17 protein-coding genes are annotated in these 19,951 nt (G+C 40.6%); 10 read left to right on the top strand and 7 right to left on the bottom strand.

Annotation, left to right across the window (positions count from 1 at the left end):
- Position 1: 1 nt before the first annotated feature.
- Entirely contained in the window at positions 2-319 is a 318-nt protein-coding gene (locus tag G521_RS0109030) for a DUF6122 family protein (RefSeq protein WP_036678800.1), read from the bottom strand.
- Between the two features lie 33 nt (positions 320-352).
- Positions 353-904, bottom strand: a complete 552-nt coding sequence (locus G521_RS0109025) for a uracil-DNA glycosylase family protein (RefSeq protein ID WP_026898240.1) — start codon at positions 902-904, stop codon at positions 353-355.
- A gap of 218 nt (positions 905-1,122) precedes the next feature.
- Here G521_RS0109025 and G521_RS0109020 point away from each other — a divergent pair, with 218 nt between their 5' ends.
- From G521_RS0109020 to G521_RS0108995, 6 genes are all read left to right on the top strand, one after another.
- The gene (locus tag G521_RS0109020) at positions 1,123-1,578 is read left to right on the top strand and encodes a cold-shock protein (RefSeq protein WP_026898239.1); all 456 of its coding nucleotides are present in this window, start codon (positions 1,123-1,125) and stop codon (positions 1,576-1,578) included.
- Positions 1,579-1,820: 242 nt separating this feature from the next.
- The gene (locus G521_RS18255; protein ID WP_036678797.1) at positions 1,821-2,066 is read left to right on the top strand and encodes a YtxH domain-containing protein; all 246 of its coding nucleotides are present in this window, start codon (positions 1,821-1,823) and stop codon (positions 2,064-2,066) included.
- A 148-nt stretch (positions 2,067-2,214) separates the two neighbouring features.
- Positions 2,215-3,555, top strand: a complete 1,341-nt coding sequence (locus tag G521_RS16850; RefSeq protein WP_051189631.1) for a serine hydrolase — start codon at positions 2,215-2,217, stop codon at positions 3,553-3,555.
- 115 nt (positions 3,556-3,670) lie between these two features.
- A complete protein-coding gene (locus G521_RS0109005) occupies positions 3,671-4,177 on the top strand; it encodes a GNAT family N-acetyltransferase (protein WP_026898238.1) in 507 nt (168 codons plus the stop codon).
- A 129-nt stretch (positions 4,178-4,306) separates the two neighbouring features.
- On the top strand, positions 4,307-6,214 hold the full coding sequence (gene gnd, locus G521_RS0109000) for a decarboxylating NADP(+)-dependent phosphogluconate dehydrogenase (RefSeq protein WP_026898237.1): 1,908 nt from the start codon (positions 4,307-4,309) through the stop codon (positions 6,212-6,214).
- Complete coding sequence (locus G521_RS0108995; protein WP_026898236.1) at positions 6,207-7,553, top strand: GntP family permease; 1,347 nt, start codon at positions 6,207-6,209, stop codon at positions 7,551-7,553. The genes gnd and G521_RS0108995 overlap by 8 nt, the downstream gene beginning before the upstream one ends.
- Here G521_RS0108995 and G521_RS0108990 read toward each other — a convergent pair.
- Positions 7,550-7,891: a hypothetical protein gene (locus tag G521_RS0108990; protein WP_026898235.1), complete on the bottom strand. Its 342-nt coding sequence runs from the start codon at positions 7,889-7,891 to the stop codon at positions 7,550-7,552. The two genes, G521_RS0108995 and G521_RS0108990, sit on opposite strands and share 4 nt — an antisense overlap.
- A 460-nt stretch (positions 7,892-8,351) precedes the next feature.
- Between G521_RS0108990 and G521_RS0108985 the strand changes: the two genes are divergently transcribed.
- Together G521_RS0108985 and G521_RS0108975 are read left to right on the top strand one after the other, a co-directional pair.
- Entirely contained in the window at positions 8,352-8,921 is a 570-nt protein-coding gene (locus G521_RS0108985; protein WP_026898234.1) for a hypothetical protein, read from the top strand.
- 553 nt (positions 8,922-9,474) lie between these two features.
- The gene (locus tag G521_RS0108975; RefSeq protein WP_245580852.1) at positions 9,475-9,744 is read left to right on the top strand and encodes a GIY-YIG nuclease family protein; all 270 of its coding nucleotides are present in this window, start codon (positions 9,475-9,477) and stop codon (positions 9,742-9,744) included.
- Between the two features lie 723 nt (positions 9,745-10,467).
- Here G521_RS0108975 and G521_RS0108965 read toward each other — a convergent pair.
- Together G521_RS0108965 and G521_RS0108960 are read right to left on the bottom strand one after the other, a co-directional pair.
- Positions 10,468-11,535 (bottom strand): endonuclease/exonuclease/phosphatase family protein, encoded by a 1,068-nt coding sequence (locus G521_RS0108965; protein WP_081675044.1) that lies wholly within the window; start codon positions 11,533-11,535, stop codon positions 10,468-10,470.
- A gap of 39 nt (positions 11,536-11,574) precedes the next feature.
- Positions 11,575-12,555 carry a 3-keto-disaccharide hydrolase gene (locus G521_RS0108960; RefSeq protein ID WP_026898230.1) on the bottom strand — a complete coding sequence of 327 codons (981 nt, stop codon included), beginning with the start codon at positions 12,553-12,555 and terminating at the stop codon, positions 11,575-11,577.
- Positions 12,556-12,909: 354 nt separating this feature from the next.
- Between G521_RS0108960 and G521_RS0108955 the strand changes: the two genes are divergently transcribed.
- Positions 12,910-14,097: an MFS transporter gene (locus tag G521_RS0108955; RefSeq protein WP_026898229.1), complete on the top strand. Its 1,188-nt coding sequence runs from the start codon at positions 12,910-12,912 to the stop codon at positions 14,095-14,097.
- A 302-nt stretch (positions 14,098-14,399) separates the two neighbouring features.
- Positions 14,400-15,353 (top strand): DUF808 domain-containing protein, encoded by a 954-nt coding sequence (locus G521_RS0108950; protein WP_026898228.1) that lies wholly within the window; start codon positions 14,400-14,402, stop codon positions 15,351-15,353.
- A 59-nt stretch (positions 15,354-15,412) separates the two neighbouring features.
- Here the strand turns inward: G521_RS0108950 and G521_RS0108945 are convergent, their stop codons facing one another.
- Together G521_RS0108945 and G521_RS0108940 are read right to left on the bottom strand one after the other, a co-directional pair.
- Complete coding sequence (locus tag G521_RS0108945) at positions 15,413-19,006, bottom strand: ABC transporter permease/M1 family aminopeptidase (protein WP_026898227.1); 3,594 nt, start codon at positions 19,004-19,006, stop codon at positions 15,413-15,415.
- On the bottom strand, positions 19,003-19,917 hold the full coding sequence (locus G521_RS0108940; RefSeq protein WP_026898226.1) for an ABC transporter ATP-binding protein: 915 nt from the start codon (positions 19,915-19,917) through the stop codon (positions 19,003-19,005). The genes G521_RS0108945 and G521_RS0108940 overlap by 4 nt, the downstream gene beginning before the upstream one ends.
- Positions 19,918-19,951 lie beyond the last annotated feature (34 nt).

Raw genomic sequence — 19,951 nt, 5'->3', positions numbered from 1 at the left:
CTTAACATTTCAGCGCATTGAAAAAGCAGTCAATCTGATCTGTGGCCATATGCATTAATAATCCGATAGCTACGATCCGGGTAACAGGCCAGTACAATAGAACTACGTAAACAGCAATTGCCGCATAACTATGCAGCGGATGGAAACCAACACTGCATCGGCATGAATCAAAAATGGGAGATGCCAGCAGGTGATCTAAATCAACAAGCATAGTTAATAAGAAAATAAGGTAGATTTTTAACCACTCTGTTCTGAAAAAGAAAAAAGCAACCAGCGATGGGAATATAAAATGAAGAAAATAATGAAGTACCTGTTGCATAATTTAGCGTGCCGGTAAAACCAGATAATTGTATTAAGGTTTTAGGCAGGTATTTTTTAAAACGATAGTATCAATCCATTGCTGCTGTTTCTCGGGGCTGAAAAATTTAGCCGGAGTTTCCAGTTTACAAAGGCGGATTTTTCTTTCCCTGCATTTATCGCTGATCAGAGCCAGATGTGCCCGTGTATTGGGAATTCCATTAAACGTTTTGCGGGTAAAATAAACCGCCTTTAGTTTTGGCAGCGAGTCAATTACTTCTCCGATATTTTTCCATTGATCTACATGGCTGTCAATAAAGGAATCATCCACATTCTGCTCAGATCCTTCGGGCACATTCAATGATAGAATAAAGTCGGCAAAATCAACTTTATATTCTTCCATAAAAGCCTTTTTTTCAGCAAGCGGGGCTTCTTTTAAATCCGGCAATCCGTAACAAATGGGCAACAGATGCCATAAAAAATTTCGCTCTCTGCCATAAAAAAAATCAGGTCCTTCGGCATTTTCGGGAGTAAATGTTCCCAGTATTAAAATTTCCGTTTCCGGGTTAACCTGGTAATCCCTAAATTTATGCTGAATGATGGACATAATATCTTATTAATTCTAAAAAGTGTGCAAGGTAGTTATTACGGCTGATTAATTAAACAGAGCATCAATCAGTACTGCCATATTTAACCAAAATGTGAGTTAAATCGCAATAAATTAAATGACTGCCTTAATTCACTATATAAGTTTCTTGAAATCAGCCTGATTTCAATTCAAAATAACGATCTTTGTCGTGCGCAAAATCGCAAATTGAAAAAACTATGGGTAGACCAACCGAAACATTTAATAAAAAAGAGAAAGAAAAGAAAAGGCTAAAAAAGCAGCAGGAGAAGAAAGAAAATGCGCTTGAGCGTAAAGCATCTGCCGTTAAAGGGAAAAGTCTGGAAGACATGATGGCTTATATTGATGAGAATGGCAATATATCTTCAACTCCTCCGGATCCAACCAAAAAGAAGAAATTTAATTCTGAAGATATTCAGATAGGTATTGCCAAGCAGGATCCTTCGGAACAAGAAGAAGGTCCAAGAACGGGAAGCATAACTTTCTTCAACGAATCTAAAGGTTACGGTTTTATTAAAGACCTCACAACTCAGGAAAGTGTGTTTGTTCACATCAACGGACTTGTTGATCCTGTTAAAGAAAATGACAAAGTAACTTTTGAGGTGGAGCAGGGTCAAAAAGGACCAAACGCTGTAAACGTTAAAAAAGTAAAATAAACGCCTGATTTCTTTTGGCTACAACAAATAATCTGCAGACTTCGGTTCTAATCTGAAGTCTGCTATATTTATTTGCTCATACTTACCTTTCCATTTAGCTCTTTCCGCGACTTTCTATAAAGTTCCTCAGATGGATGATTTCTTTTCCTGCATCCTGAACTTTATGATTAAATAAAAATTTTCTCAACTTTTTAGCTCAGGTGATGTTAGAATTCTATACATCAACTTAAATATTAGAAATTATGAGCTTATTTAAAAATCTTCTTATTGGTGCAGCAGTAGTTGCAGGCATCAATTATATAACCAAGAAAAGACCAGACGGAACTTCATTAGTAGATGAAATAAAAGATAAAGCACCGGAATGGATGGAAAAAGCAAAAAAATTCGGCTCTGAAAAGGTAGATCAATTTAATGAAAAGAAAGATCAATTCAGGGAGAATAAAAAGGAAACGTTTGCCGGTAACACGCCTGTAAATGATAGTTTTTAATCTTTTATAAATTATTTGAAAGCTCCGTTTTACGGAGCTTTTTTTTTGAGACAAAATCCGAATTCTTTTAAGTACCAAAATTGCTTAAGTGTAACATATCTGTCAATATACCAGTCATATAGATCAGAATACTTAAATCAGCTTAGCTATGAAAAAATTGATCATTCTATTATTCCTGACGGGATTTACCTCAATGCTGTATGCACAGCAAAAAGAGCAAAAACTAAAAGAATTATTCGAAGCTTATGCAAAGCTTTATAAGTTTAATGGCTCCGTTTTAATTGCTCAAAATGGCAAGGTATTATTAAATCAGGGCTATGGATTTAAAAGCATCAGCGATAGCATTCCTAATGATGCAAATACTATTTACCAGATTGGATCTGTAACCAAGCAGTTTACAGCTGCGGCAATTTTAAAATTACAGGAAGAGAAAAAATTGAACGTACAGGATAAGATCAGCAAGTATTTCCCTGATTTCCCTAAAGGAGACAGTATTACCATTGAACATCTTTTAACACATACATCGGGTATATTTAATTACACAAATGATCCGGTGTTTATGCAATCACAGGCAGTAAAACCTATTACTGAAGAAAAAATGATTGCGCTATTCAAAAATAAACCACTGAATTTTGCACCGGGGAGCAAAATGAGCTACTCCAATTCCGGATACATGCTGTTAGGATATATAATTCAAAAGCTGAGTAAAAAGCCCTATGAACAGGCTATCCGCGAAATAATATTTAATCCTCTGAATATGAATTCAAGCGGATTTGATTTCACTCATTTCAATAACAAAGATAAAGCAACAGGCTATTTCTCTATTTCTCAAAATGGAAATATCCCGGCCACAATTGTAGATTCTACGGTCTCGTATGCAGCCGGTGCAATTTACAGCACTACTGCTGATTTGTATAAATGGCATAAAGGCTTAATGAGCAATGAAATAGTTTCTAAGAATTCTATTGATAAAGCATATACTCCTTATTTAAATAAATACGGCTACGGCTGGGGAATTGATAGTATTTATGGCAAAAGGTTAATTAGCCATGGAGGCGGAATATTTGGGTTCACATCTAATGTTGCCAGAGTTACAGAAGACGATATTTTCATCGTCATGCTTAATAATTTTGGAAATTCCAATCTCGGACATATTACCAAAGACGGATTAGCGATACTTTACGAAAAGCCCTATAAATTGCCAGAGGCAAAAAAAGAGATTTCCCTCAGTACTGATATTTTAAAAAATTATCCCGGTGTGTATGAATTAAGTCCGGAATTCTCTATTACCATTACTCTAGAGAATGGTTCCTTGTTTGGTCAGCCCACTTCCCAGCAAAAATCTCAACTGTTTGCTCAAAAAGAAAATCTGTTTTTCCTGAAAGTTGTAGATGCCGAGATCGAGTTCAAAAAGGATGATAATGGCAAAGTAAAAGAACTGATTTTGATTCAGGGAGGAAGAAATACTGTCGGTAAGAAAGTTAAATAAATTTAATTTCCTTGTCGCAGAATAGTAGCTGACTCTAAAATCAGCGCAATGTATAGCAATTGAATTTTACCCCTGAATTTGATTGCTATATATTTGCTGTATAATCCCATTCCCTATGCTTATTGCTAACAGTACCATTAACGATCTGAACAGCATTTTTAATTTATATGATGCGGCCGTTGTATTTCAAAAACAAGTTTTAAGTAAGCAATGGCAGGGATTTGATCAACATTTAATCGAGAAAGAAATCAGGGAAAACCGGCAGTTTAAAATAGTAGACAAAGGTGAAATTGCATGCATATTTGCAATAACATTTAACGATCCGCTAATCTGGAAGGAAAAAGATTCAGATCCTTCCATTTATATACATCGCATAGTAACTAATCCGAAATTCAGAGGTGGATCCTACGTTAAAGAGATCGTAAAATGGGCTCCCGGCTATGCAAAAAGTCTGGATAAGAAATTCATACGGATGGATACCTGGGGTGATAATGAGAAATTAAAGAAATATTACGAAAGCTGCGGTTTCCAATACATGGGATTAACCAAAATGGAAAGCACAGAGGGCCTTCCAAAACATTATGAAGGACTTTCGCTTAGCCTTTTTCAAATTACAGTTTAACAATATCAGTTCAGATATTTTATAGAATAGTCAGCAGAGGAGATAATGATCTTTTACTGTAAATCCGTTTTTTTGCTCCACCCCTGTTTTCATTCTTAAATTCTTTCCGGAAAAATATTACTTTCATAAATGATTTTGATCTTAATGGGAGTTTCGGGCTGCGGCAAAACTACCGTAGGTCAAAAGCTTGCTGCACAACTGGGATTACCTTTTCAGGATGCGGATAATTTTCATCCGAAAGCCAATATTGAAAAAATGAAAGCCGGTATTTCTCTTACCGATGAAGATCGCCTGCCCTGGTTGAATGATCTTGCAGCAAATATCCGGAAATGGGAACAAACCGGTGGTGCCGTGTTAGCATGTTCTGCATTAAAGGAAAGTTATCGTAAAATTTTGCAATGCGTGCCCCAAATCACCTGGATCTTTCTCGACGGTTCACGTGATATCATTCTGAAAAGATTACAGAATCGGAAAGCACATTTTATGACTTCCACTCTGCTGGATTCACAACTCGAAACACTTGAAAAACCAGATTATGGTTTACATTTCGATATTGCTTTAAATCCGGATCAGATCGTTCAGGAAATCCTGATTAAAATGAATCAAATGAAATCTACTTCCGAATTTGGCCTGATTGGCCTGGGTGTAATGGGCAAAAGTCTGGCTCTAAATCTTGCCGATAAAAATGTGACTGTATCTGTTTACAACCGGCATATCCCCGGAAAGGAAGAAGAAATAGCTGGTAAATTTATTGCTGACAATCCCAGCTTTAAAAACCTTAAAGGTTTTGATAAGCTGGAAGACTTCGTTCAATCACTGGAGAAACCCCGCAAAATTCTATTAATGATTTATGCCGGAGCAGTTGACAGCCAGATTGAAGAACTTATTCCTTTTCTGGAAGCAAATGATGTGATCATTGACGGCGGCAATTCTTTTTATAAAGACACCTCACTCCGGGCGCAACTGCTTGAGCATATAAATATTCATTTTCTGGGAACAGGGATTTCCGGAGGAGAAGAAGGCGCCCGAAAAGGTCCTTCTATTATGCCCGGTGGTTCTTCAAAAGCTTACATAAGTGTTTCAAAATATCTGGATCTGATTTCGGCAAAAGATAAAAACGGGAAAGCATGTTCATCATATATCGGTTCGGGCGGTGCAGGTCACTTTGTAAAAATGGTACACAACGGAATAGAATATGCCGAAATGCAGGCTTTATCTGAAGTATATTTCCTGATGCTTAATTTTCTAAAATTATCTGCCAAAGAAATTTCAGAAATTTTAAAAACCTGGCAATCAGATGATACAGGAAGTTACCTCCTGGAAATAACAATCGATATCCTGCAAAAGAAAGAGGGAGATGGATTGCTTCTTGACCAGATTCTGGATCAGGCCGAACAAAAAGGAACCGGCGGTCTTTCAGTAACAGCAGCTCTGGAATATGGAGTTCCATATAGTTCGCTCTCTGAGGCAGTCATGGCCAGATTTCTGTCGGCACTAAAAGAAAAAAGAGTCCGGGCAGCAAATTTATATGCACGTGAAAATATCATTCCTCCGGCAAATTCAGAAGAATTTATAAGCAGACTTAGAAATGCCTATCAGGCGGTACGCATCATCAATCACGACATTGGTTTTAACCTGATGCGCCAGGCTTCTGACCATCATCAATGGCAACTTAATTTTTCTGAAATCGCCCGCATCTGGAGTAATGGATGCATTATCCGCTCAGAACTTATGGAAGAATTAGTGGAAGTATTTAAGACTGCTGAAACTATTCTTTGTTCAACGCATATCGTTCCAAAAATGAAAACCTGGCAGCACGACCTTTCTTACTGTACAGCACAAGGTTTGCAGAATGGATTTGCGTTACCCGTTTTATCAGCTGCTCTTAATTATTTTCTCAGTTATACAACTGCAGAATCCGGAGCTAATTTAATTCAGGCCCAGAGAGATTACTTTGGGGCGCATACTTACCAGCGTAAAGATCAGCCTGCGGGCCAATATTTTCACACACAATGGAAAAGCCAAACTGATGATTGATTATTCACTGTTATTTGCCGTCTTAGCGGGAATCGCCATTTTACTGATTCTAATTTTATACTTTAAAATTCAGGCTTTTTTATCACTCCTGATGGCAAGCATTGCCGTTGGCCTTCTGGCCGGGATGCCCGGAATGATGATAATAGAAAATATTCAGAAAGGAATGGGCAGTACTCTGGGTTACATTGCTGTTGTTGTAGGATTGGGTGCAATGTTTGGCGCAATTCTGGAAAGTTCTGGCGGTGTGCAATCTCTGGCCGACTACATCCTTAGTAAAACCGGAGAAAAGCGAGCATCCTGGGCTCTCACAGCAACCGGCTTTCTGGTAAGTATCCCGGTCTTTTTTGATGTGGGTTTTGTAATCCTGGTTCCGGTTGTATATGCGCTTCAGAAAAAAACAGGCAAATCGCTTTTGTATTACGGGCTTCCGCTGCTGGCCGGATTAGCGGTAACTCATGCTTTTATCCCTCCCACTCCCGGACCAGTAGCTGTGGCCAGCATTTTGGGCGCCGACCTCGGACTTGTTATACTGGCAGGTTTCATTGCAGGTATCCCGGCCGCGATAATTGCCGGTCCTGTGTTTGCAGGATATATTTCTAAAAAGATCCATGTAGAAACGCCATCATTTATAGAAAGCGAAGTAAGCTATTCTAAAATCCCTTCTCCGGGTATTATTTTAGCTCTTGTAGGTCTTCCTCTGTTTCTCATTCTCATAAATACGTATTTAGACAGTCCGCTTGGTGCGAATATTCCCATTACTGAAGGAATTAAAAATGGATTTAAAATGCTGGGGCATCCTTTTGTAGCCCTGATTTTAGCCAACCTGCTGGCCTGGTATTTATTGGGGATAAAAAAAGGTTTCAGCAAAGCCGAATTACTGGCCATTACAAGCAGTTCATTGGGTACTGCAGGAGTTATAATTCTGATCACCGGGGCAGGTGGCGTTTTTAAACAAATACTTACCGAAACCGGTGCCGGAAAAATGATGGCCGAATTGATGATGAATTACGGATTTTCTGCATTATTTTTTGCCTTTCTTGCAGCTGCAGCCATCCGGATTATGCAAGGTTCTGCCACTGTGGCTATGATCACCGCATCAGGAATGACTGCTGCTTTTATAGAGGATTCTGTCTATACCAACTGGCAGAAAGCGCTTCTGGTAATAGCCATTGCCGCCGGAGCAAGCATCCTATCTCACGTAAACGACAGCGGATTCTGGCTGGTAAACAAATATTTCGGACTTACAGAAAAGCAAACGTTACGGTCATGGACTGTCGCAACAACCCTGATTGCCATTACAGGTTTTTGCATGGTTCTTCTGATGAGCATCTGGACTTAATCAAGCCCTGGTGCCAGCAGGTCCGGATCAATATTTCCTTGATTTGGTGATGTTATTTTGTTTAGGTTATAAATTAAAGATCCATCCTTTTTACTGCCGCTGATTAAGCCCTTATCAAACTTATCTTTCAGGAATTCGCGGATGATTTCAGCGCTCTTTGAATTTTCAATTCCAGGCTCCAGTTCTTCCAGTTTTGCAATCACTTCAGAAGCGGAACCTTCAGCTACTTGTGCAAGAGCATATACAATTTTGTTTTCAATTGAATCACTGGCCGAATAAAATGCCGGTACCTGCAATGGTTTAAATTCTTCTCTAAACTCCTGATCTGATAATGTCATAGTTCTTATTTTTTGTTGTAGTGGTTGAATGCACCCCGTTAGCTAATTTCTAAAAGAGGATTTTACAAAAATTGTTTAGATGATTTTACTGTGATTCTGACCTGAAGAGTAATATTTAACTAACCTTTAACTCAGCTCTTAAAACATCCATTTACTACTTACAACTCATCAATGAGTTATTATAAGTTTATAACCACATTTTCAATCAGGTGATTAACATACTTCACCTCTACAAAATATTTACCGGATCATATACCAGAACTTTTCTCCATAGTGTTTCAGATTTCCTGATAAAAACTTTGTGAACATCTTCTTCCTGATATTTATCCTGATCCTCTTTAGGTGATAAATTTTAACTCATACAGTATGTGTAAAAACGGTCAATAATCTCATGGTTCGTGTTCGCCGGAACTCCCATGTTCATCCCAATCTTTTTGTTTAAATTTTTTAAATTCAGGCCATGAAAAATTTACTGATTATTCTGTTGTTGGTTTATTCCCTGGCGGGATGCAAGGAGAAAGAATATGTAGATAACCGTCCGGCAGAGCAGGTCCGGTTTATTCACACAGTCCGCGATTATCGGGATTCGGTGAATGCCGCTGAAAAGAATGATGTGATTCGTCAGCAGCTCCTAGAAAAAGGAGTACTTGTTGTTAAAAGCCACATACAGGATAGTTTGCAATTGAAATTTAATTCCTGGGAAGCACGGGTGTTGGATATTGGACCCGACCCTACTGCACCTGAATATATTATAGCATCTTTTGGAATGAATCTCGATTCCGGAAACCTGACCGAAAAAACCCGTTACCAATCTCTGGTTTTTACAAGCCGTACCGCTGAATCCGATACCGTCTATGCCAAAATAAAATCCCTAGAAGTCGGCGACATAATCCGCATGGACGGTAACTTTTCAACCCTGCAAAAAACTATTAATATTGACAGTTATAATAACCTTTCTAAATCGAAAAACGTACTGGATAACCCGGAATTCAGGGTGGAAATGGCCCAGGTTAAAAAGTTAAAGAATTAAAAGGGTCCCGGGTCGGGCCCAAGCGTTAAAGAACTTCCACTCCTATCAGTCATTGCGGGCTTGACCCGCAATCCCTAATGAATGCGCAGTCCTCTAAATGAGATTCCGGGTCGAGCCCGGAATGACTGGCAAATAAGAAAGTGATGACAACTGAGCGATACATGCCTGCCGCTATAATTACGCTTTGTTTACAAACGTCATTGCGGGCTCGACCCGCAATCCCTAATGAATGCGTATTACCATGGATGAGATCCCGGGTCGGGCCCGGGATGAATGGCCAATAAGAAAAGTGATGACACCAGGGAGCCCTAACCTTATCCTGTTATTAAAATCTTCTCTTTTATACTCTCCTTGCCCACTCTCGTTACACGCTGTCATTGCGGGCTCGCCCCAAATCCCTAACAAATCTAAAGTGTCTTCAATTAGATCCCGCGTCGGGCCCGGATTGAACATACGCTCTTAAACTATTATTGAGGTTTGACCCACAATTCCATAAACAGTTTACTTTCTTTGAGATTTTGTAAATTCAAGTATGAACTTGTATTTCGTTTATATGATAACCAATAAAAACTGCACTGTACTTTACATTGGCGTAACGAATAATTTAGAAAGAAGAGTGTACGAACACATTCAAAAAATTAACAAAGGTTTTACTTCAAAATACAATTGTAATAAACTTGTTTGGTATGAAGAATACAGTACTGTAAAAGAAGCCATATCCCGGGAAAAGCAATTAAAAAATTGGCAACGGAACTGGAAAAACCAACTAATAGAAAAAAAAAACCCTGAATGGAATGATTTGTCAGAAAAGTGGTTTATATAAATTGTGACTATATATAATTTCCCATCAACACTGTCATGCAGTCTCTCTTCCACGCGGTCATTGCGGGCTCGACCCGCAATCCCTAACAAATGCGCAGTCATCTAAATGAGATCCCGGATCGGGCCCGGGATGACTGGCAAATAAGAAACCGATGACAAAAGAGCGATACATGCCTGCCTTTATAATTACGCATTGTTTCCAACCGTCATTGCAGGCTCCACCCACAATCCCTAACACATGCGTATTACCATAGATGAGATCCTGGGTCGGGCCCGGGATGACTGGCAAATAAGAAAATGATGACAAAAGAGCGATACGTGCCTGCCGCTATAATTACGCATTCTTTCCAACCGTCATTGCGGGCTTGACCCGCAATCCCTAATGAATGCGCAATCATCTAAATGGGATCCGGGGTCGGGCCCGGGATGACTGGCAAATAAGAAAATGATGACAAAAGAGCGATACGTGCCTGCCGCTATAATTACGCATTCTTTCCAACCGTCATTGCGGGCTTGATCCGCAATCCCTAATGAATGCGCAATCATCTAAATGGGATCCCGGGTCGAGCCCGGGATGACAAGCTGAAAGGCCGGGATGACAAACCGAAAACCCGGGATGACAAAATGAAAGCCCGGGATGACTGGTTGAAAGGCCGCGTGGACAAACAAAACACAGGGTAGGCAAGCGAAAAGAATGGTTCAACAAAACAGTAACCCTTTCAAGCTATTCTTTATCCTGCGTAATGGTTTCTTTTACATCTTCCTTATCTTCTTTATCGGCTTCGGGAAGATTATCAATATAGTGCCCGTTTGAGTTGAGGTTTACTTCCAGAAATATAGGATAATGGTCTGAATCAATTGAAGAAAGTTTCTGCAGACTGACAAATCCAAAATGCTTTGTATAAAAGAAGTGATCTAAAGGGTATCGGAAAAAGGGAAAATTAACACTGTAAGTATTAAATGATCCTCTCCCGATTCTGGGATCTAACATGCGGCTGTACCGCTGAAATAAGTTGGTGGTATTTGACCAGCCAACATCATTCATATCGCCAACCAGAATTGCAGGTTGTTTTGCAGCTTTCACCTTTCGACCTACAATCAGAACTTCTGTATCACGATCATAAGTTGGTGTGCCAGGCTGCGGGGGTTTGGGATGCAGGGCATACAGATCAAATTCCTGTTTATCGGGTAAAATAACCCGGGCGTAAAAAGAAGGAATATTGTCCTCTACCAGGAAATTAACCTGTTGATTTTTCAGGGGAAGTCTGGAGTACAGAAGCATCCCGTAAGTATTACTTAGAGGCTTTTTAATGGTATAGGGATAAGTTTCCTCCAGTTTATTTAGAGCCCTCTCCCATTTTTCATCCGGTTCAGTTATTACGATAATATCCGGATTTTTTTCTGCCGCAAGGCTTAAAAACTTACCATACTCACGGTTATCCATTTTTACATTAGCTTCCAAAATGGTAAAAGAAGATTTATTTTTTTTGCCTTCATAAGCTTGTGCCTGCAATGGATATAGCGGAGTGTAGGGAACAATGTATACCATCTGGTAAACAAAGGCTGCAGTAAGAAGTATTGTAAAAATAATTTTCACAAGCATTTTATCAACATACACCCAGAGAAATGCTGCTGAAAACAAGCACAGAGATGCAATTTGCAACCTTGGATAATCCCATATCCGAACCCACCACCAGGCAACTTCAAGAATAGGTAAGGCCGTTATTATAATAGTCAGACAACAAAGAATGATAGTAAAGATTCGCATTCCTTTGTTTGTTTTTTGCTTCATAGATGTTCTTGTAATTTTTTGGATGATAACATTGGAGTATTAAAATTTATTAATAGCCGGTATGATTACGATCTTCCTGAATTCTATCGGACCATGATCTCCCTGAATATAAATTGGGCCCGGTTCAGCTTCGTTGCTGTTCAGAGCACCGCCGGTTATTCCGGGAATTTCCTGATTACTGATCACCGTTTTGCCATTCACCACCACGGTAACCATACGACCGATCAGCGTGATATCATATGTTTGCCATTGATCCGGCCCCAATGCAGCAATTTCGCTTGGTGTTAAAAAGCCATAGACTCCGCTAAAAAGCAGACTTGAAGGATGGGCATCCTTAGGCGCATCCTCTATCTGAACCTCGTAACGGCCCCTCAAATACAAACCACTATTGCTTCCTTTATTATATCTGAATTCGGCATGAAGTTTAAAATCGCTAAACTTTTGATCAGAGATCAGGTTAGCACCAGAACGCGGGCTGGTGAGAATTCCATCTTTTACAAGCCACTGGTTTTCGCCCATTGCTTTCCAGCCGCTCAGATCTTTTCCGTTAAACAATTCCATTGGCTGGCCCCATTGCGGAACTGCAGTTCTATATAGATATGGAGACTTACGACCGTTATAAGTATACTTCTTGCCATCGCTGCTTACAATAGTGCCGCTGATTTCTCCGTTTGCCAGCATTCCTTCAATCAGCAAATCCTGATCACCCGGTTCCCATTGCGGAGGAATTGTAAAACTAAATTTCCCTTTATCAAAACTGATTTTAGCTACGGGCCTTGCACTTCCGAATACGCCCACGAAAGAACCTACCAGGGTGCGGTTTCCTGACAGCCGCACTTCCAGCCATGAAGGAACAGACTTTCCGTTTTCATCGACAGTAAGGTCCCATCTTCCGATCAGATTATTGCTTGTTGAATCTTTCTCAAATGAACTAAACGAGGAATTGGTAAGAGCCGAAACCTGACCTGTTCCAAACGTTAGCAAACCTGCTAATCCGAGTATAAAAATATTATTTCGCATTGTAGATAATTTAGGGTTTATTGATAAGATGGCTCCCAACAGAAATTTTAATTGGACGGGTAAGATAGTGTTTATTCGGTTTTTGCACAAAGCGATTTAATTTGGCAATATCATCCCACAAAAAGCTCTTTACGTTACTGCAAATAAAATACATTCCAGTCGTTGGGGATCCGGGCCCCCATCTCCGGCAGAGTATTACATTCAACAGAAGAGAGTCTTACATTTCAAATAATATCTATATTTTCGATGACAGGCAAATACCGGATTTGTTATGATTAACCTATCATCTGTGTTTATAAACCGGATAAACAGATTGCCATACTCACAAAACAGACAAAAAATCCCAAATAAAAATTGAAGTACATTACGCGGACGGTTTGGATTTTATCATTGGTGAGTTTATTTACAGACACTGCCAGCGAAATGCTATATCCGATTATGCCAATTTACTTAAAGACAATTGGGTTTTCAATTGTGGTTATTGGCATACTTGAAGGTGTTGCCGAAGCAACTGCGGGACTGAGCAAAGGTTATTTCGGTAAGCTTTCCGACAATTCCGGCAAACGGGTTCCATTTGTACAAATCGGGTATGCTTTTAGTGCCATTTCAAAACCAATGATGGCTGTGTTTATTTATCCTCTCTGGATATTTTTTGCACGCACAATTGATCGTTTTGGAAAAGGAATAAGAACCGGAGCAAGAGACGCAATTCTTTCAGACGAAGCAACTGTAGAAACCAAAGGGAAAATTTTTGGCTTTCATCGATCAATGGATACTTTAGGAGCAGTAATAGGTCCTTCATTGGCTTTAATTTACCTATATTACTATCCCAAGGATTACCGAACTCTTTTTTTCATTGCATTTGTTCCGGGAATTTTGGCGGTAATTGCTTCATTTTATTTAAAAGACAAAAAAGCGCATAACAATAGCCCAAGAGCAGTAACTCCTTTCTTTTCATTCCTCAAATATTACCAGGATGGTCCGGCGGAATACAAAAAATTAGTTGCCGGACTTCTTGCTTTTACTCTATTTAATAGCTCAGATGTTTTCCTGTTACTTAAAGTAAAGCAATCCGGACTTGACGACACAATGGTAATTGCCGTTTACATTTTTTACAATCTCATCTACGCTTTATTTGCTTTACCTATCGGGATGATAGCAGATAAACTGGGATTAAAAACAATTTTCATCGGCGGCCTTATTTTGTTTTCGACTGTTTATTTTGGAATGGCCGTAAACACCAATCTGTATTTCTTTTTCGGATTGTTCTTTTTGTACGGCGTATACGCATCCGCAACAGAAGGCATTTCCAAAGCCTGGATTTCAAATATCACACACAGTAAAGACACTGCTACAGCAATTGGAACTTATTCCGGACTCCAAAGTATCTGTATAATGTTAGCAAGCTCACTCACAGGAATTATTTGGTTTCAGTTTGGTGCAAAAGTTGCATTTATTGCAACGGCAATGGCTACTGTATTGGTGATTATTTATTTCATAACCATTCCTAATCCGGTAATAGTGAAAACAGTTCAAAATTAACAGTCATAACTAGTCCCATTGCCGGATGAAAAAAAATAGCTGAGTCTTTTAAATAATATTTTTGGCCAAATGACTTATCAATAGGTTATTGTATTTATACAGATTCCTGTATTTGCTTTTCTTTATTTTTTTCAAAACTCCTTATCGATTGGAAGGTTTATATTTGGCAAATAGGTTATGGGTAAATAATTTTTGTAACTATCAAACTTGTTAATTAAAAGGCTGTATTTAAATTGCTGCATAGCAACTATTTAAAATAAGCATATCAGTTTATACAAAATTAAAGAACGAACAATTAAAATATGGCTTCAGGATTATTTGCTTTATTAGATGACATTTCTGCTTTGGTAAAAGTAAGCGCAGCCAGTTTGGATGATGTGCCCGCCCAGGTAGCAAAAACCACCGGGAAAGTGTCGGGCATCGTGATTGACGATACGGCGGTTACACCCAAGTATGTTGTGGGCCTCGATCCCTCCCGCGAACTTTCGATCATTTTCCAGATTGCCAAAAAATCGCTGATCAATAAACTGCTTTTCCTGAGTCCGGGGGCCTTGCTGCTTGGTTTTTTTGCCCCATGGGCTATTACGCCTATTTTAATGTTTGGAGGTGCTTATTTATGTTTTGAAGGATATGAAAAGGTGCATTCTATGTTTAGCAAGCACCACGATGTGGACCCTGAAAAAGAAGCTGTAATAACCATTACCCCGGAAGAACTGGAAAAGGAACGGGTTACGGGTGCTGTGCGAACGGATATTATTCTATCGGCAGAAATTATGGCCATTGCTTACAGCCAGGTCACAGATCAGCCGCTGCTAAACCAGGTTGTGGTAATGCTGGCCGTTGCTGTTTTTATTACCATAGCGGTATATGGTTTTGTTGGCCTTATCGTAAAAGCCGACGATATCGGCGTACACTTGGCGCAGGATAAATTCCACTCTGCAACACAGAAGTTTGGCCGTGGCATTGTCAAATTCATGCCGCATTTTCTGCGGATTCTGAGTTACGTGGGTACGGCTGCCATGCTTTGGGTTGGTGCCGAAATCATTGCTCACGGCATTCCGTTTACAAGTCATTTATTGCATGATCTGGAAGAAGGTTTAGCCCATATACCGGCGCTTGCCTGGCTTGCCAAAGTAATTGCTTGTGCGGTTGGGGGCTTGATTGTCGGTTTTATTGTGGAGAAAATAGTGGGACTTCTAAAAAAGGCTTTTAGCAAAAAAGCGGTTGTAGCAGTCAAATCTTCAAAAATGAATTGATTGTTCATTAATCGGGCAAGAGCCAGCTAAAGGATAGCTGGCTTTTACCTGGAATTAAATTATCTTCCGCCCAGTTCCATCATATTATCATCCGTTCGTATATCGATCATCAGGGAGTTGGGATCAATACCGCCGCGATCAGGTTGTCGGGGAACGTTAACTTTTATAGTCTGCTCACCGGAGCGGATGCGATGCATCTGAAGGTAGAGAGGGTCATTCAGCCCTTTATTTTCCACATACAGGCCAATTTCCAGTAAGTCATTCATCGGCATATCAAATTCTGCACCCGTACTGTCAACTACCACCTTTTGAGCATGAACCTTCAGTGTTACCTGCCAGTTTCCGGCTTTAATTTGTTTTGCAGCAATTTGCTTTGTTTTTAGCCGCCAGTAGGTGTTTTTCATAAACAGATCCTGTAACAGGTAATTTAATGAGTCCGGGGTCACCTGTTTAATCTCCTGAAAAAGATCAAGAGTAGTAGGAAGTGGTAACTCTCCTGACTGGTGCTTTTGAAGAAGAATCCGTAATGCATTATTGACTTTTTCTTTACCGATATACTTACTAAGAGCATACATTGCGAGTCCACCTTTTCGATAATATAAAAAAGATTCATTTGCCCGGATTAAGGAAGCTGTCGCGAGGGTACGTGGCATTTCGTAAGAAGAATGCAGGTAATTCACATATTGCTGCAAATGCCCCATGCCATATTCCTTCTCGAGAACCTGCATGCCGGAATATACCGAAAGACCTTCAATCAAAACACCGGCTCCTTCCACGTTTGCCGGGCTTAAGCTGGCGAGTCCCCACCATTGGTGCGCTACTTCATGTGCTAAAATATAATACGGAAGATCAAAGCCCTTCTGACTGTCGTCTGGTCTCAACAAAGAATAAGTTTCTCCATAGTATATCATTCCAGCATCCGCACTTGCTCCGGCATCGGTACCTGCCCTCTCTATTACCGTGAAATACTTGAAGGGATAGGGACCAAACTCCTCCGAATAATACGAAAGCGAAGCTTTTACGCTCCGGATCATCCGGTCTATATTTTCATCATGACCGGGATGATAGTAAATCCTGATCGCTACATCATTCCAGCTGCTTTCCTTAACTGCATAGTTCCCTGATAAAATCGTGTACTCGCCCCCTATCGGAGCGTTCGTTTTATATTGGAAGTATCGCCGACTACCTTTTGTCCAGCTCTTTTGCAATGTACCCGGTGCAACGGCAATTTCATCTTTTGAGGTACCTATAATAGCTTCAAAAATAACCTGATCGGTACTGAGTGGCTTTTTCTGTGCTTTTGAATCATAAAGAGATTGTATCTCTGGTCGTGCACGGAGCTTATATTTTTTCCGGATAACGGCATCATTGAGTTCCCGGTAAGGTTGGTATCCTACGGATGGCAATAAATCGTAATTATTGAAATGTGTGCCGTTCTTTACCAGCAATTCTTTTGTCCCGCTATGACGAAATCCGGTTTGTTCATAGTTTACAACAAAGTTTAATTTCAATGAATCTCCAGGCATTAATGCCTGCTTCAGAGTGTAAATGTAGTAACTGAGTTTTTGGTCTGTCAGTACGGCGGTGGCTGATCGGTTGAAATTGATTTCAGCAGGTGCTATCCCGGAAACACTCCCAAAATGTATAGAATCTATCTGTACTCCGGTATTATTCACCAGTGTATAACTTGCCCGGATACCTACTTTCTTACTTTCCGGATAAATCTCAACAAGAAGTTTTGTTGCGGTAAGTTGTGGTTGCGGGCGGTTTCTGTATCTGCCGTAGAGTTTTTCGTACTGAGCTTTCCGTTCATTGAGGTCAAAGCTGGTCAGGTATTCATTCAGCACATTCGTATTATATAAAATAAAGCTTCCAAGCGTAATTACAAGTATTAAACCAAGTATTGTAACCCATCTTGTTGAGCCTGAAAAACGCTGCCGAATTAGTTGAATACGATATTTGAAACTTCGTTCTCTTCCGCTTGCCCAGAGCAATCTTGCAGCAACTGCCAGCAGCATAGACCAGGCGAACCAATAAGCTTTAAACCAGAGCCAGGGTCCAATTGTAGATCCGAAGCCACGCATATCGGTGTACCTCCATCCCGGATCTTTTCCAAAAATAAGCATACTGTGTTCAACCTGGAAGATAGATGGAAAAGCCATAAAGCTGAAAGCCAATAATATAACAATATGAGCTATAGATTTCTGATTTACCAGCACGTGTACAATGAGGGCAAGAAGAGTAAAAATCAGGTAGTCTGCGAATTGAAGTCCGAAGAGAGCTTGCAGGTAAAGGCCAATATCCAATTTATCGTAACCAAGGCTCAACTGCATTAAAATACCTCCCGCCATCAGCAATGCCATCCAAATAATAATAATCAGCGCCATCCCCAGGAATTTACCAATCAGAAGTACCCATTCAGGCACCGGTGTTGCATCGGTCAGATCATTCAGGCCTCCGTCCCGTTCTGCCCAGACAAGCTCACCCATGAAGTACATAATGAGCAGCGGAATGACCACCCATGGCGAACTAACGTTTACAACAGCACTGCACAGATAACCTATTACCTGTTGGGTAGTAGGAATCACGGGAATTCCATACTGTATCATGATCCGGGAGGCAAATATTACCGAGAGCGTGACAATAGCAGCTACAAGTGTAAGTCCTACAGGATTCCTGGCAATCTTTTTAAAAGATGCTCCGGCTATCATACATGTCTGATAGAACCATGTCGCAAAGCCGAAATTTCGTGAAACATGCGGAACCGAAATGGCCCTTGCTTCCGGAACTGACTTTTCAGAATTTAATTTAGACTGTATGGTTGGCTTGTTTCTAAATAATTTCCATCGAATATTCGTTTCAGGATAGGCAAAACTGAAGCGTTTATAGGTAAATATTAAAGTTCCTGCAGCAAGGCTAATCCACAAAAGGCGGTTCCATAGAAACATTCCTTCCAGGGTAATCAGCCGCGTATTTTTATCAGCTGCCGTCCAGGTCTGCAGTTCATTGCCAACAATACCGGCAATACCAACCGGATCCAGTAATTTTACTAAATCCCAGTTTCCGAACAGTTTCGCTACAGTAATGGCGATTATCTGAGCAACAAGGGCTAACAATAAACTGGCAAGGTAACTGCTCATCACCTGGCGGTTAAGTGCGGCAAAGCAGAATTGCAATGCTGTTGCTAAAAACACAGCGGGCAATGCGATCAGTAAATAAACACTCAGATAAGGCCATGCCCTGAAAGGCCCGAATTCTCCCTCCTCCATTCCAGGCAGATAAAAGAAAATTAACACACCCAAAGGCAAAGAAAGTATCAGCAATGCGTTCACAGAAAAGGCGGCAAGAAATCGTCCGCCCAGGTAGTCGGACTTTGAAACCGGACTGGTATATGTGAGGGAATACATCCTCGCCTTCATATCCCTTGCGGCGGCTTCACCAGCTATGGAAGCGGACATGACAAGCCAGATCAGGATGCCGATGACCGTAATAGCCGTTATATGGAAAGTGTTGTTAACGTATACGCCATCGCCAGGAGAAGTTAGCTGGTTCATAACAAGGGTAAACAAGAAAAGAACCGCTAGATATAACCAGGTTACAATGCGTCCTGCCAGATAGCTGAACTCAAAGCGAAAAATTGTCCAGAGTTTCATAATGCAGGCTCCTTATTAAAGTTTCCGGTATGCCCGGCCATGCTGCAGAAATAAACATCTTCCAGATCAGGTGCCACCAGTTCAAACCCATCTCCGGGATCTTCTTCGCTGTAGATGTGGACAACTGTTTTACTACTCAGCAGTTTGTGAGAGATGATCTTATGCTCCCGCTGTAAATCCGGCAAGGCCCTTTTCTCAACAATGCGGCGCCAGATCATTCCTTTGATTTCCGCAACTGCTTTAAGAGGGTCAGCTTCCTGCAGAATCTGACCTTTGTTAATGATAGCCATCCGGGTACAAAGCTCAGTCACATCTTCTACAATGTGGGTAGACAGAATTACCACGCTGTTCTCGCCCAGCTCGCTCAGGAGGTTCAGAAAGCGAACACGTTCAGCCGGGTCCAGCCCTGCTGTCGGCTCGTCAACAATCATTAATCTGGGATTTCCCAGAAGTGCCACTGCCACACCAAAACGCTGTTTCATCCCACCTGAAAAGCCGGCCAATTTCTGTCTGCGCACCTCCCAGAGATTCGTTTGTTTCAGTAATGCTTCTACCACTTCCTTTCGTGAAGTCCGCTTAATGATGCCTTTGAGTACAGCAAAGTAATCGAGCAGATCCTCTGCTTTTGAATTGGGATAGAGCCCAAACTCCTGCGGCAGGTAACCCAGTGTCTTGCGCAGTTCCTCTTTCTGGTTCAGAACATCAAGTACTGATCCTGCTGAATTAACAAGCTGAATACTGCCCTGGTCAGGTACCTGTAAGGTAGCCAGGATTCGCATCAGGGTAGATTTTCCGGCCCCGTTAGGTCCCAGCAGCCCATACATACCATTTGGAACAGTAAGGGTAACATCCCTCAGCGCCTGAACACCATTCGGATATGTTTTGGAAATGTTGTTAATCTTTAGAGACATAGTTTATTGAATAGCTGCTGCAATTTAATATATA

This window comes from Daejeonella oryzae DSM 19973 (genome assembly GCF_000422945.1).
Classification (GTDB): Bacteria; Bacteroidota; Bacteroidia; order Sphingobacteriales; family Sphingobacteriaceae; genus Daejeonella; species Daejeonella oryzae.
This window is presented reverse-complemented; position numbering and strand designations above follow the sequence as displayed.

Excerpts from the sequence above, each read along its gene's own strand:
- G521_RS0109030 (WP_036678800.1), bottom strand. The coding sequence starts at position 319 with ATGCAACAGGTACTTCATTATTTTCTTCATTTTATATTCCCATCGCTG.
- G521_RS0109025 (WP_026898240.1), bottom strand. The coding sequence starts at position 904 with ATGTCCATCATTCAGCATAAATTTAGGGATTACCAGGTTAACCCGGAA.
- G521_RS0109020 (WP_026898239.1), top strand. The coding sequence starts at position 1,123 with ATGGGTAGACCAACCGAAACATTTAATAAAAAAGAGAAAGAAAAGAAA.
- G521_RS18255 (WP_036678797.1), top strand. The coding sequence starts at position 1,821 with ATGAGCTTATTTAAAAATCTTCTTATTGGTGCAGCAGTAGTTGCAGGC.
- G521_RS16850 (WP_051189631.1), top strand. The coding sequence starts at position 2,215 with ATGAAAAAATTGATCATTCTATTATTCCTGACGGGATTTACCTCAATG.
- G521_RS0109005 (WP_026898238.1), top strand. The coding sequence starts at position 3,671 with ATGCTTATTGCTAACAGTACCATTAACGATCTGAACAGCATTTTTAAT.
- gnd (WP_026898237.1), top strand. The coding sequence starts at position 4,307 with ATGATTTTGATCTTAATGGGAGTTTCGGGCTGCGGCAAAACTACCGTA.
- G521_RS0108995 (WP_026898236.1), top strand. The coding sequence starts at position 6,207 with ATGATTGATTATTCACTGTTATTTGCCGTCTTAGCGGGAATCGCCATT.
- G521_RS0108990 (WP_026898235.1), bottom strand. The coding sequence starts at position 7,891 with ATGACATTATCAGATCAGGAGTTTAGAGAAGAATTTAAACCATTGCAG.
- G521_RS0108985 (WP_026898234.1), top strand. The coding sequence starts at position 8,352 with ATGAAAAATTTACTGATTATTCTGTTGTTGGTTTATTCCCTGGCGGGA.
- G521_RS0108975 (WP_245580852.1), top strand. The coding sequence starts at position 9,475 with ATGATAACCAATAAAAACTGCACTGTACTTTACATTGGCGTAACGAAT.
- G521_RS0108965 (WP_081675044.1), bottom strand. The coding sequence starts at position 11,535 with ATGAAGCAAAAAACAAACAAAGGAATGCGAATCTTTACTATCATTCTT.
- G521_RS0108960 (WP_026898230.1), bottom strand. The coding sequence starts at position 12,555 with ATGCGAAATAATATTTTTATACTCGGATTAGCAGGTTTGCTAACGTTT.
- G521_RS0108950 (WP_026898228.1), top strand. The coding sequence starts at position 14,400 with ATGGCTTCAGGATTATTTGCTTTATTAGATGACATTTCTGCTTTGGTA.
- G521_RS0108945 (WP_026898227.1), bottom strand. The coding sequence starts at position 19,006 with ATGAAACTCTGGACAATTTTTCGCTTTGAGTTCAGCTATCTGGCAGGA.
- G521_RS0108940 (WP_026898226.1), bottom strand. The coding sequence starts at position 19,917 with ATGTCTCTAAAGATTAACAACATTTCCAAAACATATCCGAATGGTGTT.